25 protein-coding genes are annotated in these 24,108 nt (G+C 68.2%); 14 read left to right on the forward strand and 11 right to left on the reverse strand.

The features are described from left to right. Nucleotides 1-8: 8 nt before the first annotated feature. The 8 genes from ACILQR_RS01195 to ACILQR_RS01230 all read right to left on the reverse strand — a co-directional run bounded on the left by ACILQR_RS01195 (nt 9) and on the right by ACILQR_RS01230 (nt 8,961). Complete coding sequence (locus ACILQR_RS01195) at nt 9-416, reverse strand: hypothetical protein (protein ID WP_395649696.1); 408 nt, start codon at nt 414-416, stop codon at nt 9-11. Nucleotides 417-684: 268 nt separating this feature from the next. Next, nucleotides 685-3,984, reverse strand: coding sequence for a carbamoyl-phosphate synthase large subunit (gene carB, locus ACILQR_RS01200; RefSeq protein ID WP_395649697.1), 3,300 nt, complete (start codon nt 3,982-3,984; stop codon nt 685-687). Nucleotides 3,985-3,999: 15 nt separating this feature from the next. Beyond that, nucleotides 4,000-4,302, reverse strand: coding sequence for a hypothetical protein (locus ACILQR_RS01205; protein WP_271145158.1), 303 nt, complete (start codon nt 4,300-4,302; stop codon nt 4,000-4,002). Between the two features lie 141 nt (nt 4,303-4,443). Continuing rightward, nucleotides 4,444-5,730, reverse strand: a complete 1,287-nt coding sequence (locus ACILQR_RS01210) for a glutamate-5-semialdehyde dehydrogenase (protein ID WP_395649698.1) — start codon at nt 5,728-5,730, stop codon at nt 4,444-4,446. Beyond that, nucleotides 5,727-6,875, reverse strand: a complete 1,149-nt coding sequence (proB, locus tag ACILQR_RS01215; RefSeq protein ID WP_395649731.1) for a glutamate 5-kinase — start codon at nt 6,873-6,875, stop codon at nt 5,727-5,729. Before proB ends, ACILQR_RS01210 begins: the two co-directional genes overlap by 4 nt. A gap of 75 nt (nt 6,876-6,950) precedes the next feature. Further along, nucleotides 6,951-7,799 (reverse strand): neutral zinc metallopeptidase, encoded by an 849-nt coding sequence (locus ACILQR_RS01220; protein ID WP_395649699.1) that lies wholly within the window; start codon nt 7,797-7,799, stop codon nt 6,951-6,953. A gap of 77 nt (nt 7,800-7,876) precedes the next feature. Beyond that, nucleotides 7,877-8,248, reverse strand: a complete 372-nt coding sequence (locus ACILQR_RS01225) for a hypothetical protein (protein WP_395649700.1) — start codon at nt 8,246-8,248, stop codon at nt 7,877-7,879. Between the two features lie 50 nt (nt 8,249-8,298). Next, the gene (locus ACILQR_RS01230) at nt 8,299-8,961 is read right to left on the reverse strand and encodes a class I SAM-dependent methyltransferase (protein ID WP_395649701.1); all 663 of its coding nucleotides are present in this window, start codon (nt 8,959-8,961) and stop codon (nt 8,299-8,301) included. Between the two features lie 80 nt (nt 8,962-9,041). Between ACILQR_RS01230 and ACILQR_RS01235 the strand changes: the two genes are divergently transcribed. From ACILQR_RS01235 to ACILQR_RS01245, 3 genes are read left to right on the forward strand one after another with little or no spacing between them, the layout of a single operon-like run. After that, the gene (locus ACILQR_RS01235) at nt 9,042-9,446 is read left to right on the forward strand and encodes a hypothetical protein (RefSeq protein WP_395649702.1); all 405 of its coding nucleotides are present in this window, start codon (nt 9,042-9,044) and stop codon (nt 9,444-9,446) included. Beyond that, on the forward strand, nt 9,443-9,640 hold the full coding sequence (locus ACILQR_RS01240; protein ID WP_395649703.1) for a helix-turn-helix transcriptional regulator: 198 nt from the start codon (nt 9,443-9,445) through the stop codon (nt 9,638-9,640). The genes ACILQR_RS01235 and ACILQR_RS01240 overlap by 4 nt, the downstream gene beginning before the upstream one ends. Before the next feature lie 33 nt (nt 9,641-9,673). Continuing rightward, nucleotides 9,674-10,615 carry an alpha/beta fold hydrolase gene (locus ACILQR_RS01245; protein WP_395649704.1) on the forward strand — a complete coding sequence of 314 codons (942 nt, stop codon included), beginning with the start codon at nt 9,674-9,676 and terminating at the stop codon, nt 10,613-10,615. Nucleotide 10,616: 1 nt separating this feature from the next. Here ACILQR_RS01245 and ACILQR_RS01250 read toward each other — a convergent pair whose 3' ends face one another. Together ACILQR_RS01250 and ACILQR_RS01255 are read right to left on the reverse strand one after the other, a co-directional pair. Then, on the reverse strand, nt 10,617-11,489 hold the full coding sequence (locus ACILQR_RS01250) for a DUF3298 domain-containing protein (protein ID WP_395649705.1): 873 nt from the start codon (nt 11,487-11,489) through the stop codon (nt 10,617-10,619). A gap of 10 nt (nt 11,490-11,499) precedes the next feature. Next, nucleotides 11,500-12,555 (reverse strand): UbiA family prenyltransferase, encoded by a 1,056-nt coding sequence (locus tag ACILQR_RS01255; RefSeq protein ID WP_395649706.1) that lies wholly within the window; start codon nt 12,553-12,555, stop codon nt 11,500-11,502. Between the two features lie 1,292 nt (nt 12,556-13,847). Between ACILQR_RS01255 and ACILQR_RS01260 the strand changes: the two genes are divergently transcribed. The 11 genes from ACILQR_RS01260 to accD all read left to right on the forward strand — a co-directional run bounded on the left by ACILQR_RS01260 (nt 13,848) and on the right by accD (nt 22,252). Next, nucleotides 13,848-14,774, forward strand: coding sequence for a class I SAM-dependent methyltransferase (locus ACILQR_RS01260; RefSeq protein WP_395649707.1), 927 nt, complete (start codon nt 13,848-13,850; stop codon nt 14,772-14,774). 25 nt (nt 14,775-14,799) lie between these two features. Further along, on the forward strand, nt 14,800-15,552 hold the full coding sequence (locus ACILQR_RS01265; protein WP_395649708.1) for a pseudouridine synthase: 753 nt from the start codon (nt 14,800-14,802) through the stop codon (nt 15,550-15,552). A gap of 32 nt (nt 15,553-15,584) precedes the next feature. Then, nucleotides 15,585-16,799: an NAD(P)/FAD-dependent oxidoreductase gene (locus tag ACILQR_RS01270; protein ID WP_395649709.1), complete on the forward strand. Its 1,215-nt coding sequence runs from the start codon at nt 15,585-15,587 to the stop codon at nt 16,797-16,799. 36 nt (nt 16,800-16,835) lie between these two features. Then, a complete protein-coding gene (locus ACILQR_RS01275; RefSeq protein ID WP_395649710.1) occupies nt 16,836-17,084 on the forward strand; it encodes a hypothetical protein in 249 nt (82 codons plus the stop codon). Beyond that, nucleotides 17,081-17,497 carry a type II toxin-antitoxin system VapC family toxin gene (locus tag ACILQR_RS01280; RefSeq protein ID WP_395649711.1) on the forward strand — a complete coding sequence of 139 codons (417 nt, stop codon included), beginning with the start codon at nt 17,081-17,083 and terminating at the stop codon, nt 17,495-17,497. The genes ACILQR_RS01275 and ACILQR_RS01280 overlap by 4 nt, the downstream gene beginning before the upstream one ends. After that, entirely contained in the window at nt 17,494-18,132 is a 639-nt protein-coding gene (locus ACILQR_RS01285) for a phosphoribosylanthranilate isomerase (RefSeq protein ID WP_395649712.1), read from the forward strand. Before ACILQR_RS01280 ends, ACILQR_RS01285 begins: the two co-directional genes overlap by 4 nt. A 62-nt stretch (nt 18,133-18,194) precedes the next feature. Further along, nucleotides 18,195-19,379 carry a tryptophan synthase subunit beta gene (trpB, locus tag ACILQR_RS01290; protein ID WP_395649732.1) on the forward strand — a complete coding sequence of 395 codons (1,185 nt, stop codon included), beginning with the start codon at nt 18,195-18,197 and terminating at the stop codon, nt 19,377-19,379. Between the two features lie 207 nt (nt 19,380-19,586). Next, nucleotides 19,587-20,063, forward strand: coding sequence for a hypothetical protein (locus tag ACILQR_RS01295; RefSeq protein ID WP_395649713.1), 477 nt, complete (start codon nt 19,587-19,589; stop codon nt 20,061-20,063). Continuing rightward, entirely contained in the window at nt 20,060-20,518 is a 459-nt protein-coding gene (locus ACILQR_RS01300) for a hypothetical protein (protein WP_395649714.1), read from the forward strand. The genes ACILQR_RS01295 and ACILQR_RS01300 overlap by 4 nt, the downstream gene beginning before the upstream one ends. Continuing rightward, nucleotides 20,515-21,345, forward strand: a complete 831-nt coding sequence (gene trpA, locus ACILQR_RS01305; protein ID WP_395649715.1) for a tryptophan synthase subunit alpha — start codon at nt 20,515-20,517, stop codon at nt 21,343-21,345. The genes ACILQR_RS01300 and trpA overlap by 4 nt, the downstream gene beginning before the upstream one ends. 10 nt (nt 21,346-21,355) lie before the next feature. Then, nucleotides 21,356-22,252, forward strand: a complete 897-nt coding sequence (accD, locus tag ACILQR_RS01310) for an acetyl-CoA carboxylase, carboxyltransferase subunit beta (protein ID WP_395649716.1) — start codon at nt 21,356-21,358, stop codon at nt 22,250-22,252. On the opposite strand, the gene mnmC is transcribed toward accD, so the two are convergent. Then, a complete protein-coding gene (mnmC, locus tag ACILQR_RS01315) occupies nt 22,249-24,030 on the reverse strand; it encodes an FAD-dependent 5-carboxymethylaminomethyl-2-thiouridine(34) oxidoreductase MnmC (protein WP_395649717.1) in 1,782 nt (593 codons plus the stop codon). The two genes, accD and mnmC, sit on opposite strands and share 4 nt — an antisense overlap. Between the last annotated feature and the right edge of the window lie 78 nt (nt 24,031-24,108).

Here is a 24,108-nt window from a genome sequence, read left to right on the forward strand (position 1 = left end):
AAGTGGCGTCACCCCTTCGCCGCCCAGGCCAGCTTGTTCAGCGCCTCGGCGGCGCGCAGCAGCAACGACGCCTCGTTCGCCTTTCCCTCGCTGACCAGCCAGGCCGCGCGACGCACAGCCCTGGCGACGGCCTCGCGCGGTGCGACGGTCGGTGGCTCGGGCAGACCGTCAAGGTCCGCCAAGGCCATCAGCGCTGGACGCGGATCGTCGGCCCCGCCACGCAACGGCTTGAGGTCCAGCGTCTCGGCAATCTGCTTGCGGGTCCAGCCCTCGATCCTGGCCCGCCAGCGCAGGTTGGCGTAGCCGGCGTCGAACCGCCGCACGAGCGAGGGGGCAGATTCTCCGGCGATATAGGCCTGCCGGACCATGGCCCAGGTCTCCGGCCCCCGATATTTGCGCAGACGATGGTGCTCCATCCGCCCACCCTGGCACACGCCTGCGTCAGAATCGGTCGCAGCGGCCGACGCCTTGGTCGTATCGGCGCAATCTGCGGGTTTCTTCAGGTTTCTGCATAGCCGACCTGACCCGGATCGCCGCGCTTTGGCACCCTCGGCATAGCCGAAATCACCGGGAACTCACCGGTTGGCGGGGGCGGCTGTATTGACCGCAATCGCTCCCGCTCGTCATCCTCCGGTTTCGCCAAGCTCGCTGGAGGATGACGAAAGAACAGGGGGCCCTCTCGTCTTACCCGTACTCCTGGATCGCCTTCACATCCAGCTCGCCTGCCTTGATCGCCGCGATGCCTTGCGACGCCGCAAGCGCTCCCGCCGCCGTGGTGTAATAGGGGATCTTCATCATCAGGGCGGTGCGGCGCAGGCTGAACGAATCCTGCAAAGCCTGTTTGCCGTCGGTGGTGTTGAAGACCAGCTGGACGTCGCCGTTCTTCATGGCGTCGACGATGTTGGGGCGGCCTTCCAGCACCTTCTTCACCGGGGTTACGGCCAGGCCCTGGTCGGCCAGATAGGTCGCGGTTCCGCCGGTGGCGATGACCTTGAACCCCTGGGCGATCAGGCCGGCGACAGCCTCCTTGATGAAGGGCTTGTCGTCGTCCTTGACGCTGACGAAGGCACAGCCGGACGTCGGCAATGTGGTGCCGCCGCCGATCTGGGACTTGGCGAAGGCGCGGGCGAAGGCGGGGGCCATGTCGGCCTCGCCGTCGCGTTTCCAGTCCAGGCCCATGACCTCGCCGGTCGAACGCATTTCGGGCCCCAGGATGATGTCGACGCCCGCGAACCGCGCGAACGGGAAGACGGCTTCCTTGACCGCGATATGGTCATACGGCTTGTCGGCCAGGCCGAAGGATTTCAGCGGCACCCCCGCCATCACCTTGGCGGCGATGGAGGCGACCGGTTCGCCGATGGTCTTGGCCACGAAGGGCACGGTGCGGGACGCGCGCGGGTTGACCTCCAGCACGAAGATGCGGGGCTCGGCCGAATGCGGCTCCTCGATCGCGAACTGCACGTTCATCAGGCCACGCACCTTGAGCGCCCGCGCCATGGCCTCGGTCTGGCGTTTCAGCTCGGCGATGATGGCGGGCGACAGGGAGAAGGGCGGCATCGAACAGGCGCTGTCGCCCGAATGGACCCCGGCTTCCTCGATATGTTCCAGAACGCCCGCCACGAAGACGGTCTCGTCGTCGCAAATGGCGTCCACATCCACTTCGGTGGCGCGGTTCAGATAGTGGTCGATCAGGACCGGATCGTCGCCCGAGACCCGCATGGCCTCGCCGACATAGCGGTCCAGCTGTTCGCGATCGTGGACGATCATCATCCCCCGCCCGCCCAGCACGTATGAGGGGCGCAGCACGACCGGATATCCGACCTCTTCCGCCTTGTCCGCCGCTTCCTGGGCCGAGCGTGCCAGGCCGTTGGGTGGCTGTTGCAGGTTGATCGACTGCAGCATCTGCTGGAACCGCTCGCGGTCCTCGGCCAGGTCGATGGAATCCAGCGACGTGCCCAGGATCGGGATGCCGTCCTCATGCAGGGCGTGGGCCAGCTTCAGCGGCGTCTGGCCGCCGAACTGCACGACACAGCCGATAAGCTCGCCCTTCGAACGCTCGACTTCGATCAGCTCCAGCACGTCCTCGGCCGTCAGGGGCTCGAAATACAGCCGGTCGGAGGTGTCGTAATCGGTCGACACCGTCTCGGGGTTGCAGTTGACCATGATGCTTTCGACACCGATGTCCGCGAACGCAAACGCCGCGTGACAGCAGCAGTAATCGAACTCAATTCCTTGCCCGATCCGGTTCGGCCCGCCACCCAGAATGATGGCCTTTTTCAATGACGTAGGCTCGGACTCGCACTCGGGAATCTGGCCCAGCGCCCCGGTCTCATAGGTCGAATACATATAGGCGGTAGCCGAGGCGAACTCGGCCGCGCAGGTGTCGATGCGCTTGAACACGGGACGCACCGACAGGTCACGCCGCGCCTTGCGCACGGTCTTTTCCGTCGTTCCGGTCAGGGTGGCCAGACGGGCGTCGGAGAAGCCCTTGGACTTCAGCTTGCGGAACTCGGTCGGCTCGGTCGGCAGGCCCTTGACCCGCACATGGCCTTCCTCGCGCACGATGTCGGCGATCTGGCGCAGGAACCACGGTTCATAGGAACAGGCGGCGTTGACCTCCTCGACCGACAGGCCGTGGCGGAACGCTTGCGCGATCACCAGAATCCGGTCGGGCGTCGGCTGGCCCAGGGCCCGGATCACGGCGGCGCGGGCCGAGGCGTCGTCGGCGACGTCGGCCATGCCGTCGATCTCGATCTCGTCGAAGCCCGACAGGCCGGTTTCCAGCCCGCGCAGGGCCTTCTGCATCGATTCCTGAAACGTTCGCCCGATGGCCATGACCTCGCCCACCGACTTCATCGAGGTGCCCAGCAGGGGCTCGGACCCCGGGTATTTCTCGAAGGCGAAGCGCGGGATCTTGGTCACGACGTAGTCGATCGACGGCTCGAACGAGGCCGGCGTCACCATGGTGATGTCGTTCTGGAGCTCGTCCAGGGTGTATCCGACGGCCAGACGCGCGGCGACCTTGGCGATCGGGAAGCCCGTGGCCTTGGACGCCAGAGCCGAGGACCGCGACACGCGCGGGTTCATCTCGATCACGACCATCCGGCCGTCGGCGGGGTTGATCGCCCACTGGACGTTGGATCCGCCCGTCTCGACCCCGATCTCACGCAGGACGTTGATCGAGCCGGTCCGCATCCGCTGATATTCCTTGTCGGTCAGCGTCAGGGCAGGGGCGACGGTGATGGAGTCGCCCGTGTGGACCCCCATCGGATCGATGTTCTCGATGGAGCAGATGATGATGCAGTTGTCCGCCGTGTCGCGGACCACCTCCATCTCGTACTCCTTCCAGCCCAGCACGGATTCCTCGATCAGCACCTCGGTCGTGGGGCTGAGGTCCAGCCCGCGCAGGACGATCTCCTCGAACTCCTCGCGGTTGAAGGCGATGCCGCCGCCGGTGCCGGCAAGGGTGAAGGACGGACGGACCACGGCGGGCAGGCCGACGAACTCCAGCCCCTCCAGCGCCTCTTCCATCGAATGGGCGGCCTTGGACCTGGGCGATTCCAGGCCCAGCTTGTCCATGGCGTCACGGAATTTCTGGCGATCCTCGGCCTTGTCGATAACCTCGGCCTTGGCCCCGATCATCTCCACGCCGTACTTCTTCAGCGCGCCCGACGCATCCAGCGCCAGCGCCGTATTCAGCGCCGTCTGCCCGCCCATGGTCGGCAACAGGGCGTCCGGCCGCTCTTTTGCAATGATCCGCTCGACGAACTCCGGCGTGATCGGCTCGATATAGGTCGCATCGGCCATGTCCGGGTCGGTCATGATCGTGGCCGGGTTGGAATTGACCAGGATGACCCTATATCCCTCGGCCTTCAGCGCCTTGCACGCCTGGACTCCGGAGTAATCGAACTCGCAGGCCTGACCGATCACGATCGGCCCCGCGCCGATAATCAGTATGGATTTCAAGTCTGTACGTTTGGGCATCGCGGCCTCTTTTTCTTAATGGGTCACGACCGCGCACTCCCAGCCGTCGTAGTCGAGCTGGAAGGCCGCGGCCCAGGATTGCATCATGGCGGAAACGGGGGCGAAGGACGCCTCGTCCACCGGGATCGTCGTTTCGAGCACGGTCATGTCGTCCTGACCGCGCGTGACGAAGCCGGCGCGGCGGGCGACCTCGTTCAGGTCGTCGTGGTCGCCCTCACCGTAGAAATAGAACAGGGTGTGGCGCGGCGTGACGCCCGAATCGCCATGCACGGCGAGCGAGGCGCGGACGGCGGCGTCTTTCTCGTCTTGCTCGGACATGGGTCGTTCCATCGCGCGCGAAGGCCCCGGCGAAGCGTGTGCCTCTGCCGCTGGCGTTCAGGTTGTCGGTTAAGCGGCCCGTCTAAAGACGGGGGGCACACGGCACAACCCCTCTGAAACGAAAGGTGGGGACAGCGAAGCTTAAGGCCGCGTCTGCCCCGTCCCGCGCACGACGTATTTATAGCTGGTCAGCTGCTCGGCCCCGACCGGTCCGCGGGCGTGCAGGCGGCTGGTCGAGATGCCGATCTCTCCCCCGAAGCCGAACTCCCCGCCGTCGGCGAACTGGGTCGAGGCGTTCCAAAGAACGATGGCGCTGTCCACGGCGTTCAGGAAGGTTGTGGCGGCCTCGGGGTCTTCGGTGACAATAGCCTCGGTGTGGCCCGAGCCGTAGCGGCGGATGTGGGCGATCGCCGCGTCCAGCCCGTCCACGACCCGCACGGCCAGGATGGGGGCCAGATATTCGGTGGACCAGTCGGCGTCCTCGGCCGCGATCATGGCGGGGACGAGGGCGCAGGACCCCGCATCGCCGCGCAGTTCGCACCCGGCGGCAATCAGGGCCTGGGCGACCGGCGGCAGCAGGCGGACGGCGGCCTCGGCGTCGACCAGCAGGGTCTCGGTCGAGCCGCAGACAGAGACCCGCCGCATCTTGGCGTTGACGACGATGTCGCGCGCCATGTCGAGATCGGCGGCGGCGTCCAGATAGGTGTGGTTCAACCCCTCCAGGTGGCTGAGCACCGGCACCCGCGCCTCGGCCTGGACCCGGGCCACCAGGCTCTTGCCGCCGCGCGGGATCAGCAGGTCGATGGAGCCGTCCAGCCCGGTCATCAGGGCGCCGACAGCCGCGCGGTCCGGCGTCGGGACCAGTTGCACGGCGTCGGCCGGGAGCCCTGCCGCCGTCAGCCCCTCGACCACCGCCGCGTGGATGGCCAGTGAGCTGTCCAGACAGTCGGAACCGCAGCGCAGGATGGCCACATTGCCCGAGCGGATGCACAGGGCGGCCGCATCGGCGGTCACATTGGGACGGCTCTCGTAGATGATGGCCAGCACGCCCAGCGCGGTGCGCACCCTGGCGAAATCCAGCCCGTTCGGCCGGGTCCAACGCGCGGTCTCGACGCCCAGCGGATCGGGAAAGGCGGCGACCTCGTCCACCGCATCGGCCATGGCGGCGATCCGGGCGGGCGTCAGGGCCAGGCGGTCAATCAGGGCCTCGGTCACGCCGTTGGCCCGGACGCGGGCGACGTCGGTGGCGTTGGCGCTCAGGATGGCGTCGGCATGGGTGCGCAGGGCCGTCGCGATCGCGCTCAGAGCCTCCGACCGCGTCGCGGCAGAGGCCAGGCGCACCGCTTCGCCAGCAGCTCGGGCACGGCGGCCCATGTCGGCCATCAGGGCGGCGACGTCGGACTGAGCTTGCGGGGGCTGGATGGTCATGGGCGGTCCAGTACCAGATCGTCGCGGTGTATGGCCACGCCTGGCCCCTTGTAGCCGACCAGCCCCTCGATCTCGCCCGAATGGCGGCCGCGAATCCGCTCCATCTCGTCGGCGGCATAGGCGGCGAGACCCACGCCGAGCGCGCCGCCCGTCAGCCCCACGACCCGGATACAGTCGCCCCGATCGAACCGGCCCTCGACCCGCTGCACGCCCGAGGCCAGCAGGCTGCGCCCCCCGACGAGGGCCAGGGCCGCGCCGTCGTCGATGGCGATGGCGCCTGCGGGTTCCAGGCTGCCCGCGATCCATTGCTTGTAGGCGGCCAGCGGCGTTGCGGGTGCCGTGATCAGCGTCGCCCTCGCCCCCTGCGCCAGGGCCCGCAGCGGATGCAGTTCAAGCCCCGAGACGATCAGGGTCGCACACCCCGCCGACCGGGCGATCCGCGCCGCCTCCAGCTTGGTCGCCATGCCGCCGGTGCCGACGTCGGCCGCCGCATTCGCCCCGCCCGCCATGGCGAGGATCTTGGGGGTCAGGGCCTCGATGACGGCCAGATGGCTCGCCGCCGGGTGCTTCCTTGGATCGGCGGAGTACAGACCGTCGACGTCCGACAGCAGTATCAGCAGGTCAGCCCGCACCAGTTGGGCCGTCCGCGCCGCCAGCCGGTCGTTGTCGCCATAGCGGATTTCTTCGGTGGCGACGGTGTCGTTCTCGTTGACGACGGGGATGCAGCCGAGCTTGAGCAGGGCGTCCAGAGTGGCTCGTGCATTCAGCCAGCGCCGCCGCCGTTCGGTGTCGTCGCGGGTCAGTAGGACCTGGGCCGGGGTCAGGGATTGCGGGCCCAGGGCCGCCTCCCAGGCCTGCATCAAGAGCGACTGCCCGACCGCCGCCGCCGCCTGTTTCTCATCCAGTCGCGCATTCCGGGTCAGGCCCAGCCGCCCGCGCCCCAAAGCCACCGCCCCCGACGACACGACGATGACCTCACGGCCCCGGGCGCGCAGCTCGGCGATGTCCTGCGCCAGGGCGGCCAGCCAGACTGCCGCCGGGGCGCGACTGTCGGCGTCCACGACCAGCGATGAGCCGATCTTGACGACGATGCGCCGCGCGCCGCCCAGGGTTTCAGAGGCCGAGATTTTCACGCAGCGGACCATGCCGCCAAGGTTGCGACGCAGCAAGCGCGGGATTCTGTGGGCAGGCGACAGTCTGGCTGACGACGAGCCTGCCGCCTACAGCGCCGCGAAGGTGTCGCAGGTCGCCGGGTCGCCGGATTGATAGCCGCGTTGCAGCCATTCCATCCGCTGTGCCGACGAGCCGTGGGTGAAGCTTTCGGGAGAGACCCGGCCGCCGCCGCGCTGTTGCAGGGTGTCGTCGCCGATGGCCGAGGCGGTGCGAAGGCCCTCTTCGATGTCGCCGGCCTCGACCACGACCTGGCCGTTGCCGACCTGGGCGGCATTGGCGGCCCAGACCCCGGCATAGCAGTCGGCCTGAAGCTCCAGCGCCACCGAATAGCGATTGCCTTCGCCCTCGCTGCGGGCCCGCTGCTGGGCCTCCTGCGCCTGTTGCGAGGCCCCGGTCAGGGTCTGGACGTGATGGCCGAACTCGTGGGCGATGACATAGGCCCGGGCGAAATCGGCACCGGATGCGCCCAACTGGGTCTCCATCTCCTGCCAGAAATTCAGGTCCAGATAGATGGTCTGGTCGGACGGGCAGTAGAAGGGCCCCATCGCCGCCTGGCCAAAGCCGCAGCCGGTCGGGGTGCCCTGAGTGTAGATGACGACATTGGGTCTGCGATAGCCGTTCAGCTTCTCGGCCCAGACGTCGTTGACGTTTTCGCCGACGACATCGACGAACAGCCCGGCCTGATCCTCGGGGGTTCCGACGGTGCCTTCCTGCTGGCCCGTGGCGGGACCGAACTGGCTGACGACCTGCTGGGTTGTGGAGGGATCGATGCCGAAGAACAGGTATCCGGCCGCCGCCAGCACCAGACCGACCAGGCCGCCGCCGGCCGCGACGCCGCCGCCCAGGCCACGCCGATCCTCGATGCCGCCACCGCGTTCTCCACCTTCCCAGCGCATGATGTCGTCCCTCCGTTGGCCCTCAAGCTAGGCCGGAACGCGCGTTGAAGGAAAGGGATGCGGCGTGGTGATCACCGCTATTGCGGGCGTCGGTCGAGCCAGGTGTCGATCTGGGTGGTGGAGCGGACGACGGCCCCGCTGCGGGCCTCGGCGGCTTGACGGGCCTGGCGCGCCTCTTCGAGAGTCAGGGGGCGACGGGCTTCGGGCAGGACCAGAGGCGGCTGGCGTCGAGACTGGAGTTGCTGGATCGTCGTCCGGGTCTGGGCCGACTGCGATTGGGCCAGGGCCTGGCTGCGATCCGCCTGGTTGCGCAGCCTGTCCATCTCGTAGCGATGGATGTCGCCGGTGGTCAGGTCGGGACGACCCGCCGGGCTGTAGGGATGGACCTGGGCCGAGACCGGTCCGGCCAGGGAGATGATGGCGACGGCAAGGGCGATGGATCGGGTCATGACGGACATATGGGCCGCATCGGCAGAAGTCCAAGCGTGGCTGTCCGTGCTCACGGCATGGCCCAGACGCTGGAGCGTTTAATGGCGAAATCCTCGAGCTCGCGCGTGGTCGGCACCTGGTATTCGGCCAGCAGCTTGAGATCCGACTTGGGGAAATAGGTCCGGTGCGGGTCGCCGATCAGGACGCGGGTTCCGTTCGCCCGTGCGGCCCCCAGCCAGGCCAGGACCCGCTCGGTCATCGGCTTCTCGTAGCAGACGTCGCCGGCGCAGATGACGTCAACCGGGGGCGGCGGTGCATCCAGCAGGTCGCGGTCGGTGAACCCCATCTCGACATGGTTGGCCTCAGCATTGAGAGCGACCGCCGCGCCGCAGAAGGGGTCGATGTCGGCGCCCAGCGCCGAGGTCGCCCCGGCCATCATCGCCGCGATCCCGACCAGGCCCGAACCCGTGGCGAAGTCGATCACGGTTCGTCGGGCGACCTCAGCGGGATGATCCAGCAGATACCGCGCCAGTCCCTGGCCGCCAGACCAGGCGAAGGCCCAGAAGGGCGGAGGCAGGCCGATTTCGCCCAGTTCCTCCTCGGTCATCCGCCAGATGGGGGTGATCTCGTCGGCCAGCCACAGCGAAATCTGCGGCGCATGGGGCACGGCCTGAAGCCGGGTGTTGGCCAGGATGAAGGCCCGGGGGTCGGATATTCGATCTGAAAAAGTCACGCGGTCCTTACAGAAAGTCAGGTTGACACGACAAAAGCCTGATGTAATGTACGCCTTACATTTCGTCAGGAGAACACGTCATGCTCGCTCTCGGCAGATCGGCCACGCCGGCCCATCGAAGATACGTCATCCGCACCATGGCCTTCATGGCCGGCTATGTCGCCGTCAACATGGCCGCCATCTTCGGGGCCTTCGACGATATCGCCAGTCCGGTCGCGGCCTGGGCCCTGGCCCTGACGGTCTCGGCCCCGGTGGCGGGCCAGATCTGGGCCACCCTGTCGCTGATGAACGAGTCCGATGAGTTCGTGCGCAGCCTGACGGCCAAACAGTTCATCCTGTCGGCCGGGATCGCCATGGCCCTGTTCAGCGCCTGGGGCTTTGGCGAGAGCTATGCCGATGCGCCGCATGCGCCCGGCTGGCTGATCTATCCGCTGTTCTGGGGAATCTATGGCCTGGTTTCCCCCTTCGTGAAGACCAGCCGATGAAGAACCGGCTGAAGATGCTGCGCACCGAGCGTGGCTGGACCCAGGAACAGCTGGGTCAGGCCCTGGGGGTCTCGCGCCAGGCGGTCAACGCTCTGGAGACCGAGAAGCACGACCCCTCGCTGGACCTCGCCTACCGGATCGCGGTGCTGTTCAAACAGCCCGTGGAAGAGATTTTCGAAAACCCACACGGCTGACCCCGTCAGCCTGATTTCACCCTGGAGACCATGATGCTCAACGCCTTCTTCCAGGCGCGCCCCCGGCTGCGCGCTGCCCTGATCGGCCTCGCCGTCTGCTCGCCCTCTTTCGTCGTCGCCGCCCAGGCCTGGGGCCAGGACACTGCGATGACGGCACCGGCCCTCGCCCCCTTCATCTCGGACCGGCTGTCGGTCGAGGTGACCGGATCGGGCCCCGACGTCCTGATGATCCCCGGCTTCGGCTCTTCGCGCGAAGTCTGGCGGGCCGAGGCGGAGCGGCTGAAGGCGACGCACCGCGTCCACCTGGTCCAGTACGCCGGTTTCGCCGGCGAGCCCTGGAGCCACGGCGACGGACCCTTCGTCGATCCGGCGGTGGAGGCCCTGGCCGCCTATGTGCGCAGCGCCCGGCTGGACCGGCCCGCCGTGATCGGCCATTCGATGGGCGGTCTGTCGGCCCTGCTGCTGGCCCAGCGGCATCCAGAGCTGGTCGGCAAGGTCATGGCGGTCGACAACCTGCCCTTCTTCTCGGCCCTGTTCGGACCCCAGGCGACGGTGGAGTCCGCGCGGCCCTTCGCGGCCCAGGCGGCCGCCTCGATGCGCGACACGCCCGAACCCGCCCTTCGCGCCGCCCAGACCCAAGGTGCCGTCGGTCTGGCGCGCGATCCGGCCACGCGTATCGCCATGGTGGACTGGACGATGGCTTCGGATCGTCAGGCCCTGGGCGCGGCGATCCGGGACGTGATGACCACCGATGCCCGGCCGGGTCTGGCGGCCATGACCACGCCGGTCACGGTGCTGTATGCCGCAGACGCCGACGGCGGTGCGCCCGCCGTTATGGCCGACGCGACCTGGGGCCGGGAGTATGCGACCCTGCCCGGCGTCAAGCTGATCCGGGTGGACGGCAGCCGTCATTTCATCATGGCCGACCAGCCCGCCCGGTTCGCCGAACTGACCGACGCCTTTCTGGCCCAATAGGCTACTGGCCGTCTTCCTCGGGCAGGGGCGTCGGCTCGCCGGCGAACTCGTCGGCATAGGCGGGCGCGATCAGGGCGCGGAAGGCCGACTGGGGCACGTTCACCCAGAAGGAACCCTCGGCATAGGATCCCACCAGATAGGGACCAATCAGGAAGGTCAGCCCGCCCGCCTTGCCCGGGGTCGATCCGGCGGCCAGCACGAAGGGCATCCCGGCGGCGGTGGGGCAGGACCAGATCTCGCCCTCGACCGTGCCCAGCGTCAGGGGTTCGACACCGGGATTGCGCTTTTCCTTCTCGGCGTTCAGGGCGGCGCACAGGGCGGTGTCGAGGACCGACAGGTCGGCGCCGGGCCGAAACAGCTGGGCCGCAGTCATCTGTTGCTTCGACGCCTTGTCCCACAGGATGGCCGAATAGCTGGACAGGCCGTGGGCCCCGCCGGTGTATTCGTAGACGGTGCGGGCAAGGCTGAACAGTTTCCCGGTCTCGACCGGGGTGTCGTATTCGATCGTCTTCTCATAGGCCCCGAGGCCCATGTCGCCGCCGGCCTCGGTGCGATCGGACTGGGACCCTTCGGTGAACTGACGCAGGTCGCGCACCCCAGCCGCGAACAGCCGGGCGTGCAGGTCGGGATAGGGCTTCAGCGCCGGGGGCAGGGTCAGTTCCACCGAGGCGTAGGGGGTCTCTGACCAGAAATCGAAGGGGGCGGCGGCCTCGGCCGGGGTCACGACCGCCGTGGCGGGCGGGGGTGCGGGTGTCGGTGCCGGCGTCTCGTCCGGGCGGCTGGTGATGACGGCAAAGGCGATCGCGCCCACGACGGCCAGGGCGGCGGCGGCCGTGCCGACCAGGACGACCGGGCGCTTGAACGGAGAGCTCATCGAATGTCCTTCACGAGAAATGCAGTCCGCCGAGCGCGATGGCGAGAAGCAGGATCAGGCCGGCCTCGCGGTTCGACTTGAACAGTCGCAGGGCCAGGGGGCTGTTGTCGAGCCGCAGCGTGCGGACCTGCCAGGCCAGATGGGCCCCATAGGCGATCAGGACGGCGTAGAACAGCGGACCCAGACCCGCGTTCAGCCCGGCCAGTCCGGCGCAGGCGACGGCCGCGACATAGAACAGGGCCACGCCGCGCGGGACGTTCTGGCCCAGGCGTCGGGCCGAGGACTTGACCCCGACCATGGCGTCATCCTCGATGTCCTGCAGCGCATAGATTGTGTCGTAGCCCAGGGTCCAGAAGACGCCGCCGGCGTAGAGGAGGAGGGCGGGCAGATAGGCTGCGATGTGAAGCTCGACGTAGTGCTGGTCTTGCAGAGCGTAGTCGTTCGACGTCATTTCGAGCGCCTGCCAGAAAAACGGATGCAGTTCTGTGCGCATCTCGGGCGGCAGGATCGTCACGGCGGCAAGGGGAATGGCGGCAGCGAACCCCATCAATGCGCCCCAGTTGAAGGTCAGGCCGAGCCAGGCCTGAGGCCACCAGGTGATCCGCTTCATGAAGGGATAGGCGGCGACGAGGACGAGGGAGGCGACGCCGAGCCCGATGGCGGCGACCGGCAGGGTCAGCAGGATCAGCAGGCTGACCAGACTGCAGCCGATCAGAAACCCCCAGGCCTGTTTGACAGTGATGCGGCCCGAGGCGAGCGGGCGAGCCGCCGTGCGGGCGACCCTGGCGTCGATGTCACGATCCACGATGTCGTTGAAGGCGCACCCCGCCGCCCGCATCAGACAGGCCCCGAGCGCAAAGCCCACCACCAGCCACAGGACATAGAGGCCGGGAGGCTGAGCGAACTGCGCCTGGGCAAGGGCAATCCCTTGCCAGCCGGGCAGGAGCAGCAGCCAGATGCCGATCGGCCGGTCGAACCGCCCCAGCTTGAGCCAGGGCTTCAAGGCCTCCGGCGCATGATCATCCACCCAGTTGCGGCCGGCGTCGGGGAGTGGGGCAGAGGACATGGCGGCCAGTGTAGCGGGGGAGGAGGGGTGTGGGGAGGGGGCGAGGTCGGCGGTGATGCTGGTGAGTCGTGGCAGGGTCCGTGGTCAACTCGATCAGGCCCATGCCCTCGGCTAACGGTCTGATACGGTGAGCATTTTTATATCCCGTCATCCTCGGGCTTGTCCCGAGGATCCAGAAACACCGTCAGCAGCCAAGACTCGGGATGCTGTTATCTCGCGTAGAGGGCAACGCCAAATGCTGCCAGCGTGAGTCTGGATCCTCGGGACAAGCCCGAGGATGACGGAAAAGATAACAACTATTGAGTCCAGACCCTAGCACTACCACTGACCACACACGCCTCTTCGCCCTCACGCGATCTCTCGCTGAAGCGATGGGAAGGGCCGGCGGAGCGCCGGGCGCGACGCCCGGTGACCGTGGGGTAGAATGTGTTTCGGCATCGCGTCGTCGCTCCGCGTGCGTGGTTTTCCAGGAGCTGTACGGCTCGTGTTTCCACGAACCAGCGGGGGTATTAACCCCTTGCCGCTACCGCGCCCCCGGCGGGAGGGTCGTGTCCTTACGACACGAGCCCCTGAACGATCCGACTCTCTGCGCCAGACCCTTTGCACGACCGGCGACACCGTCCCCGATCCCCCGGGCGCCGCGCCCGGTCGAAACCGGACCTCGGAGCTCGCCAAGGCTGACCAGGGACGAGGCCTCGACCGCCCCGCTCCACACACCCCCGCCGCAACAAGATCGCAAGGCCTTGCGCCCTTCCCCGCGACGGGACGAAGGGCAGTATAGCCGCGTGGGATACCTGGGCGCGTTTGAGAGATCGAGAAATCTGCAATCCGTTGCGGGGCAAGGGATTGGACGCTCGAAGTTTGAAACCTGGAGGCGTTGGACAAGCCAAATCCTTCCCCCTCTTGCGGGGGAAGGTGGCCGCGAAGCGGACGGATGGGGGGTGAAAGGCACTTTCCAATGCGAGGACGAACGGACGCGATCTTTCGCATCGTGGCACCACCCATCCGTCAGGCTCCGCCTGCCACCTCAGTCGATCGCGATGCGCTCTCCTTCGACCCCCGCAAGGGGGGGAAGGGGTTCCTCACCGGCCGGCCGGGTAAGCCCCCCTCCGTCACGACGCTGAAGGAGCGCCGCACCCGTTGTCGGCTCGCATGCGAGCCTTTCTCCACCCCCGCAAGCGGGGAAAGAATGAGAGGTACCAGACAGACCTCATCGCCCCTCGGCGTCCGGGAGGAGACTATGCCGATCACCCGAGGGTGACGCGGGCGCGCCGGACGGTTAAGTCCCGGCGATGACCACGATCCTTTATGGCCGACCGCCGCTGGTGTTCGATCCGCCCGCAACCGGCGAGGGCGGCGCGATCCAGACCTCACCCCTGATCCCCGGATCGACCGCGCTCGAAAGGCTGGAGGCCGGGTCTGTCGACGAGGCCATGATCTATGCGCCGCCGGGGGTGCTGGAGCGGCGCTACACATTGGCGCTGACGCTGCAGGCGCTGAAGGTCGGCGGGCGGCTGGACGTCATGGCTCCCAAGGACAAGGGCGGATCGCGACTCAAGAAGGAACTGACGGCGTTCGGCGTCGAAGTCGGCGAGACGGCCAAGGCGCATCACCGGCGCTGTGTGGTGATCCGGCCGGAGGCGATGACATGGGTGGATGAAGCGATCGAGGCCGGGGCGCAGCAGCGGATAAAGGGCTTCTGGTCTCAGCCTGGCATATTCTCCTGGAACAAGCTCGACGCAGGCAGCGCAGTCCTTGCCAGCTATTTCGCTGAGAACGGCGGCCGGGATTTGGGCATCAAGGGCGCGGGCGCTGACCTCGGATGTGGGTGGGGTGCCTTGGCGGGTGCTGTACTGCAAGGGTCGCGAGTGACGTCCATGCGCCTGATCGATCTGGACCGTCGAGCCATTGAATCTGCGAAGAAGAATGTCGAGGACGCGCGGGCGTCCTTTGAATGGGCGGATGTGCGGACGATCGAGGGGGCGGGGGATCTTGATTTCATCGTCTCCAATCCACCCTTCCATGACGGCGGGGCCGAGGACCGTCGGCTGGGCCAGGCCTTCATCAAGAAGGCGGCCGAAATGTTGGGCAAGGGTGGCGTGCTGTGGCTCGTGGCCAACCGGCACCTGCCCTATGAGGCCGAGTTGAAGGCGGCGTTCAAGCGGGTCACCCCGGCCGGCGACGGCGGGCCCTACAAGCTGTTCGAGTGCGTGAAGTGAACCCCCTGCGGGCGCAAGCAGCGCGATGACGAAGGTAAAGACATCGCGGGTCGACAAGCTGCTGGGCTCCATGGGCTATGGCTCGCGGACCGAGATCGCGCGGCTGGGCAAGGTCGGGGGGATCGTTCTGGACGGCGCGGACGTGACCGATGTGTCGCAGCGGATCGCGGTGACGGCCGACCTTTCCGGGCGGATGGAGATCGACGGCGAGGCGCTGGATCCCGTGCCCGGCCTGGTCATGATGCTGAACAAGCCGCTGGGGATGACCTGTTCGAGGAAGGAGGACGGGGCCCTGGTCTATGACGTCCTGCCGGATCGGTGGCGTCGACGCGATCCGGCGATCTCGACCATAGGGCGGCTGGACAAACAGACCTCGGGCCTGTTGCTCCTGACCGACGACGGCGATCTATTGCACCGGGTCATCAGTCCGAAGAAGCACGTGGCCAAGGTCTATCGCGCGACCCTGGCAAGGCCGCTGGTCGGGACCGAAGACGATCTGTTCGCCGCGGGCGGACTGGTGCTCGAGGGGGAGGACAAGCCGCTGGCCCCGGCTGTTCTGGAGGTGATCTCGCCGACCGAGGCGCGGCTGACGGTCACCGAGGGCCGCTATCACATGGTGCGCCGGATGTTCGCCGCCGTCGGCAACCACGTCGAGGCCCTGCACCGCGAGCGGATGGGCGGGCTGGTCCTGCCTGACGATCTGGCACCGGGGGAATGGCGTCTGCTGGAGGCGGCGCAGATCGATCTGATCTTCGCGGCGGAACCGATCGCGCCCTGAACGGCTAAGGCTCCGCTTGATCGGAGACTTCCATGACCGGCGCGACCCTCAAACGTGATCTCAGGACCGGACGGTCGTTGTGGGCCGACAGTCCCGGCCTCGGGGTGCCGGTGCGTCCGCTGAGCCAGGCGATCAGCGTCGATGTGGCGATCATCGGGGCGGGGATCAGCGGGGCCTTCATGGCCCATGAGCTGTCCAAGGACGGGTCGGTCGCCGTGCTGGACCGCAGACCGCCGCTGATGGGATCGACCGTGGCCTCGACCGCCCTGCTGCAATGGGAGATCGACCTGTCGCTGACCGCCCTGGCCGAGAAGATCGGCATGGCCAGGGCCCGGCGGGCCTATCTGCGGTCGCGCTCGGCGGTGGACGCGCTGAAGGCGATCGTGGCCGAGGAACGGATCGTCTGTGGCCTGAAGGACAAGTCGTCCCTGTATCTGGCGGGCGACGAATACGGCCATCGCGCGCTGGAGGCCGAGGCCGAGGCGCGGGCCGGGATCGGTCTGGAGAGCGAATATATCGGCCCGGCGCAGTTGCGCGAGCGGTTCGGGATGGAGCGGACGGGGGCCATCGTCTCGGCGGGTTCGGCCAGCGGCGATCCGGCACGGCTGGCGGCGGGACTGCTGCGACGGGCGCAGGCGCGGGGGGCCAGGGTCTATTCTCAGGTCGAGGTGCTCGAGGCAGCCAGCGATCCCGACGGCGTCACCCTGCTGACCGACGCAGGCCATGCGGTGCGGGCGAAATCGGTGGTGTTCTGTTGCGGCTACGAGTTCCCCAAGGGGGTGCCGACGCCGGGTGCGAAGGTCATCTCGACCTGGGCCATGGCGTCCAAACCGCGCCAGCGGTGCCCGGCCTGGCTGCGCGACATGCTGGTCTGGGAGGCCTCGGATCCGTACCTGTATTTCCGCATGGGCGGCGACGGCCGGCTGATCGTCGGCGGCGAGGACGAGGCCTCCCCGACCGCCCACGAGGACGAGGCCAGGGGCCGCCGCAAATGCGCGACCATCGCCGACAAGTTGAAGCGGCTGCTGCCGCAGGTCGAGTTCGAGGTCGACTACAGCTGGGCCGGAGCGTTCGGAGAGAGCGCGACGGGCCTGCCCTCGATCGGGCCCGTCGAGGGGATGGACCACTGCTGGGCGGTCATGGGCTTCGGCGGCAACGGCATCACCTATTCGGTCATCGCCTCCCAGATCGTGGCGGCGGAGGTGCGCGGCGGGAGCGATCCGGATGCGGGGCTGTATCGGGGTTAGATGGCAAGACTTACGAGCTTGGGCTATAGTGCCGGCATGACCCACTATTCCGTCGCCGATGCTCAAGCCCAGCTGCCCCGCTTGCTGGAAGCAGCTAGGCGCGGCGAAGACGTCTACATCGCGCAGACAAATCCCGACGCAGCCATCAAACTCGTGTGGACCCCGCTAGAACCCAGGGCTGTATGGGACATGGAATGGCTGGATGCGCATCGGGTTCGTCCCCGCCGAGGCCGCATCAGCACCGCTCGGGCGATCAATGAGATGAAGGACGAAAATCCCCGTTGAGGTTCTATCTGGATGCCTCATTTCTCGTTCCCTTGTTCGTGGACGATGACTGGACCGAGCGCGCAAAAGGATGGGCCGCCGGTGATCCCGAAGTCCTGGTCTCGGATTGGGTGGTGACGGAGTTCTCGTCCGCCCTGTCGCATCATGTTCGCCGACGAAGCCTCGACGCCGACGAGAGAAATGAGGCGGAGAATGCTCTCGACGGGTGGCTGGCCGGTCGTGTCGTGAAAGAACCGATAGACCCCGACGACGTCATTGCCGCGAGAGCCTTGCTCCATCGCCACGGGAAGCTTCGTGCGCCCGACGCGCTTCACCTTGCCGTCGTTCTGAGACTGGGTGTTGGCTTGGTGACATACGATGGCGATCTCGCTGATGCCGCGCGCGGCGAGAATGTGCTCGTCGTCACACCATGACCCACGCCAAGATCTGCGGCCTGACCACGCCTGAAACTCTCGACGCCGCGCTCGACCACGGGGCGGCCTTCGTCGGGGCGGTGATCTTCGACAAGAGCCCCCGCCATCTCGAGCCGCTGCATGCCGCGACCCTGTTCGAGCGGGCGAAGGGGCGGGCGAAGGTTGTGGCGGTGGTGGTCGATCCGGGCGACATGCTGCTGACCGAGATCGGGCTGATCCTGAGGCCGGACTTCATCCAGTTGCACGGGTCGGAGACGCCTGAGCGAGCGGCGGAGATCCGGCGGCTGACGGGAGCGGGGATCATCAAGGCCCTGCCGATCCGGACCGAGGCGGATTTCGGGGGCGTGGCGGACTGGGAGCCGGTCGCCGACCATCTGATGTTCGACGCCAAGCCGGTGGAGGGATCGGCCCTGCCCGGCGGGGTCGGGGCGCGGTTCGACTGGGGGCTGCTGGCTGGCCGGACGTTCCAGAAGCCCTGGTTCCTGGCGGGGGGGCTCAACCCCGACAATGTGGCCGAAGCCGTGCGGGTTTCGGGCGCGCCGCTGGTCGATGTGTCCTCTGGCGTCGAAAGCGCGCCGGGTGTTAAGGACGCCGGCCGGATCGCGGCCTTTCTGAAGGCTGTGGCCCGGTCCTAATTCCGACGCCTCCCCGCGTGAAGGTCCTGCCCGTGAACGCCATCATCCCCAACCAGTACGCCATGCCCGACGCGGAGGGCCGGTTCGGCCCCTATGGCGGGCGGTTCGTGGCCGAGACCCTGATGCCGCTCGTGCTGGAGCTGAACACGGCGTACGAGGCGTGCAAGGCGGACCCGACGTTCCAGGCCGAGCTCGACGACTTCCTGACCCACTATGTCGGGCGGCCCAGCCCTCTGTATCTGGCCGAGCGGCTGACCCAGCATCACGGCGGGGCCAACATCTGGTTCAAGCGCGACGAGCTGAACCACACGGGCGCGCACAAGATCAACAACTGCATGGGCCAGATCCTGCTGGCCATGCGGATGGGCAAGAAGCGGATCATCGCCGAGACCGGCGCCGGCCAGCACGGGGTGGCGACGGCGACGGTCTGTGCCCGGTTCGGCCTGCAATGCGTCGTCTATATGGGCGCGACCGACGTGGAGCGTCAGTCGCCGAACGTCTTCCGCATGAAACTGCTGGGTGCCGAGGTGGTGCCCGTCACCAGCGGTCGCGGCACGCTGAAGGACGCGATGAACGAGGCGATGCGCGACTGGGTCACCAATGTCGGCGACACCTACTACCTGATCGGCACGGCGGCGGGACCGCACCCCTATCCCGCCATGGTCCGCGACTTCCAGTCGGTGATCGGCAAGGAGACGCGGATCCAGATGCTGGCGCGGCGCGAGAAACTGCCCGACGCCTGTGTGGCCGCGATCGGTGGCGGATCGAACGCCATCGGCCTGTTCCATCCCTTCATCGAGGACGCGGGCGTGCGGCTGATCGGGGTCGAGGCGGCCGGGCGCGGTCTGGACGGCCCGGACCATGCGGCCTCGATCCAGGGCGGGCGGCCCGGCGTACTGCACGGCAACCGGACCTATCTGCTCCAGGACGAGGACGGCCAGATCCTCGAGGGCCATTCGATCTCGGCGGGCCTCGACTATCCGGGCATCGGGCCGGAACACGCCTGGCTCAAGGACATCGGCCGGGCCGAATATCGCGCGGCGACGGATGCGGAGGCGCTGGAAGCGTTTCAGCTTTGTTCGAAGCTGGAGGGGATCATCCCGGCGCTGGAGCCCAGCCATGCCCTGGCCCGCGTCGGCGAGATCGCGGCCGAGGTCGGCACCGGCGGCGACGTGGTGCTGAACATGTGCGGGCGGGGCGACAAGGACATCTTTGCGGTGGCCAGACATCTGGGAGTCGAGCTGTAGGTGCCGTTTCTTCAACCTCTCCCGTCATCCTCGGGCTTGTCCCGAGGATCCAGAAACACTGACGTCGAAAGTCGCGCGCGATCTGGATTTTGGTGGCGAGAGACGTACAGAAACGGTGACAGCGTGAGTCTGGATCCTCGGGACAAGCCCGAGGATGACGGAATGGGTTTAGGGTTCAGGCCCATGTTGAAGGTTCGGAGATTGAGCATGAAGACAATCATCGCAGCCTTGGCCGCCACTCTGGCTATGAGCGGCGTCGCCTTCGCCCAGGACGGTGTGCAGACCACGGCCCCCGCGCCCATCGTGCCCCAGCCGATTGGACCCCAGGGCGGACCGGCGACGGATATCCCCCTGCTTCCGGGCGCGGAACTCGCTCCGGATTGCGGCAATCTGTACGGCCTGAACGGCAAGGCCTTCTGTGTCGCGGCCCTGATGGCCAATGTCGGGACGGTCGCCGAGGCCTATATCGCCGATCTGGGGACCAAGGGCTGGCTGGCGGCCGGCGGCGACGACAACCGGGTGGTCTTCGTGCGTCGTCGTGACGGCGGCGGCTGCGACGGCATGCAGATGCAGGCCTTCTACGACACCACGCGTCCGGCCACACCGACCAGCCTGGGCTATCTCGGCTTCGCGACCATTCCAGGCAACGTCTGCGCGGCGCCCCCCGGATCGACCGCCCAATGAGCCTCCCGGCCCTGATGGTGGCGCTGGCGGTGCAGGCGGCCCCGGCGACGGTCCTGCCCGGCGATCTCGGCCTGCCCCTGCTGGCGGGCACGACCCGGTCTGCGGATTGCATGGGTCTGCGCGAGCGTTTCGACGGACTGGGCAAGCCGTTCGAATGCCTGGCCACGACCGTCGCGATCGGCAATGAACGGGCCTTCCAGTATGCGGACGCCGCCAAGGCCAGGGGCTGGCAGGACGCCGGAGGGGCCGCCAACGCCCTGATGATGATCCGGCCGCTCGACGACGGCGGCTGCCAGCGCCTGTCGATCGCCGCCTTCCCGGGCACCGAGGCCATGGCACCCGGCGACCCCGCCTATCTGCTGTTCGCGGTCGACCCGGCCGGAACCTGCCCGCCGCCCCGCCCTGCATCAGGGGCTGCCTCACAAAGCCCTACGCCTCCGAGACCCGCAGAATGACCACCGCCCGTATCGACGCCCGTTTCGCTGCTCTGAAGGCCGAGGGCCGGGCCGGGTTCGTGGCCTATGTGATGGCCGGTGATCCCACGCGCGACGAGGCGCTGGAGATCCTGCGCGGCCTGCCCGCCGCCGGGGCCGACATCATCGAACTGGGCTTTCCGTTCAGCGATCCGATGGCCGAAGGGCCGCCGATCCAGCGCGCGGCGCTGCGGGGGCTGAAGGCCGGGCTGACGCTCAGGGGCACGCTGGATCTGGCGAAGGCGTTCCGCGAGGGCGACGCCGACACGCCCCTGATTTTGATGGGCTATCTCAATCCGATCGAATCCTATGGATACGAGGCCTTCGCGCGCGATGCGGCGGCGGCGGGGGTCGATGGATGCATCGTCGTGGATTGCCCGCCCGAGGAGGCCGATCCGCTGTCGGATGCGCTGGATGCGGCCCAGGTGTCGCTGATCCGGCTGGCCACCCCGACGTCGGACGACGCGCGGCTGAAGATCATCGCGCGGCGGACCTCGGGCTTCGTCTACTATGTCTCTGTCGCGGGCGTGACGGGGGTGAAGGAGGCGCAGGCCGTGTCGGTGGCACCTGCGGTCGAGCGGGTGCGGGCGGCGTCCGGCCTGCCGGTCGCGGTCGGGTTCGGGGTCAAGACACCCGAACGGGCCGCAGAGATCGCCCGGGTCGCCGATGCGGTGGTCGTCGGATCGGTCCTGGTCGAGGAGGTCGCTGGCGCGCTGGCCGCCGGCACGTCCGCCGCTGATGCGGTCCTGGCCAAGGTCAAGGTACTGGGCGACGCAGTCCGGGGTGCGCGCGTGACGGAAACCGTCTAAAGGCACGACCATGCCCGACAACAAATCGACAGAACCCAAGCGTGGCGGATGGCTCAGCCGTTTCGCCCCCGGCGTGCGCAAGATCGTCAGCCGCCGCAGCAACGACACCCCCGACAATCTGTGGGTCAAGGATCCGGATTCGGGCGAGATGCTCTACCGGCCGGATCTGGAGACGGCCCTGTGGGTCACGCCGTCCGGCCGCCACATGCGGATCAATGCCGAGACCCGGCTGCGCTTCACCTTCGACGACGGCCGCTATGAGGCCATCGCCACGCCGGACGTGCCCGAGGACCCGCTGAAATTCTCGGACGGCAAGTCCTACAAGGACCGGCTGAGCGCGGCGAGGAAGGCCGCTGGGCGCAAGGACACGATGATGATCGGGGCGGGCGAGATCGCCGGAACCCCCGCCGTCGCCATCGTCCAGGACTTCAGCTTCATGGGCGGGTCGCTGGGCACCGCTGCGGGCGAGGCCTTCATCGCCGCCGCCCACGCTGCCATCGCCCGGGGCGTACCGCTCGTCTGCTTCACCGCCGCCGGTGGAGCCCGGATGCAGGAGGGCGCGCTCAGCCTGATGCAGATGGCCCGCTCCACCCTGGCGGTGCAGGAGCTGAAGGACGCGCAGCTGCCCTACGTCGTCGTCCTGACCGACCCGACTACCGGCGGGGTGACGGCCAGCTATGCCATGCTGGGCGACGTTCACCTGGCCGAGCCGGGGGCCCTGATCGGGTTCGCAGGCGCGCGGGTGATCGAAAGCACGATCCGCGAGAAGCTGCCCCCCGGCTTCCAGCGCGCCGAATATCTTCAGGAAAAGGGCATGGTCGACCGCGTCGTCAGCCGTCCCGAGATGGCGGCGGTGCTGGGCGGGGTGCTGTCCATGCTGATGGATGGGCGTCGGCGGGCCGCCTAAGGGCGCCTTCCAGCGAACCGGCCGGGCGCGAGACGTTCGGCCATATCGTACGCCAGCGGCGACGCCGTGCTCGTGATCAGCGCCGCGACATGCTCGCCCAGCAGGGGGGCGACGCAGAAGCCGCGTGAACCCAGACCGGTCAGGACGAACAGGCCCGGCCGACCCGGCACAGCGCCGCAGACCGGCAGCCGATCCCGCGTCGTGGCCCGGACAGCCGCGCGGGCCTGGATCGGCCGATCCGCGGCGGCCGCCGCGAGCTGGGGCCGACGGGCGGTCAGGGTCTGGAGATTGCGCTCGGTGTCGGCAAGGCGCACGTCGGTCTCGACGTCGTCGCGATCGTGGGTGGCGCCGAACAACAGGCCGTCCGTGGTCGGCACGGCATAGCCGCCCCAGGCGACGGCGGGCGCCGTGACCCCTTCCACCCAGCTCGCCTGACCCCGCACGGGACGCAGATCGAGCTCGGGAGCCAGGGCCGCCGCGCCCCATCCCGCCGTGATGACGACGCTGTCGACCTCGGCGATGACGACGCCGTCGGGGTCGGTCAGGGACCGGCCGCCGCTCTCGCCGGGCGTGATCGCGGCGACGGTGCCGGAGACGCGTCGGGTGCCTTCGAGCCAGGCGGACAGGATCGGGGCGGGGGCCACCGCGAGGGCCCCGGCCATGAGGAGGCCGCCCGTACCCGTCTCTTCGCCCAGACGGGCCGTGGCCTCGGCGGGGTCGATGACGGTCATGGCACCGGGCGACCACCAGGGCTGGGCGGCGATCTTGTCGAAACGGGCGGCGTCGCGGTCGGTCTGGTGCAGCTGGACCACGCCCTCTGCGACGATGGCGTCCGGGACGACGGCATACAGGGTGAGGGCGCGGTCCAGCGCCTGGGCGTGGAAGGAAGCGATACCGACGTCGCCGGCATCGAGACGGGGCGTGACGAGGGCGGCGGGGAAGCCCGAACCTCCCGCGCCCGGCCGGTCGGCCTCGACCACGGTGACGATGCAGCCGGCCGCGATCAGGGCGCGCGCCACCGAGGCCCCGGCGATGCCTGCGCCGATGACGGCCACGGTGGGACGCCGCACCGCCTCCAGCCGCTCGCGCTTGCGGCCGTGGCCGGGGCGTTTGTCGACCTGAAATCCACGCTGCGTCAGGCCACGCCGGACGAAGCCGGCGACGGTGAAGGTGGCCAGTCGGGATCCGGGGGCAGACCGGACGGCAATCAGGTCGAGCACGGGCTCGGACCACATCCCGGGGTTCAGGGCGGGGGAAAAGCCGTCGAGGAACCAGGCGTCGGCGCGGCCGGTCCAGGCGGACAGGGCGTCCACGACCTCACCGACCGCGACCTCGATCACGGCGTTGAACTCCGGCAGGTCGATGCGGTGGACGCCGGGATCGCAGTTGGGCCAGCGGTCCAGCAGGACGGCGGCGATCCCGGCCAGTTCTGGCCAGGCGGCCAGGGCGCGGGCGGCCTCGTCGCGGCTCAGGGGAAAGCCTTCGACGGTGAAGACGTGCAGGCGGGCGTTCTCCGGCTCCTCGCGTCGCCACAGGTCCAGCAGGGCCAGGATGTTCAGCCCCGTGCCGAACCCCAGTTCGGCGACTGTGAAGGTCGCGCGTCCGGCCCAGGCCCCGGGCAGGCCGCAACCCTGCAGGAAGACTGCGCGGCTCTCGGCCAGGCCGTCGTCGGCCGAGAAATAGACGTCGCCGAACCGGCCCGAACGCGGCGCGCCGTCCTCGGCCCAGGTCAGGCGGGGAGAGGCGTCGTCGTCGGCGGTGTCGGGAGCGGGGGGCACGGCGCTCGCTTAGCACCTCCGCACGAAAAAGGGGCCGCACGACGTGCGACCCCTGATCCGTCAGAGCATCCGAAAGGA

This window comes from Brevundimonas sp. (assembly GCF_044239655.1).
GTDB lineage: Bacteria > Pseudomonadota > Alphaproteobacteria > Caulobacterales > Caulobacteraceae > Brevundimonas.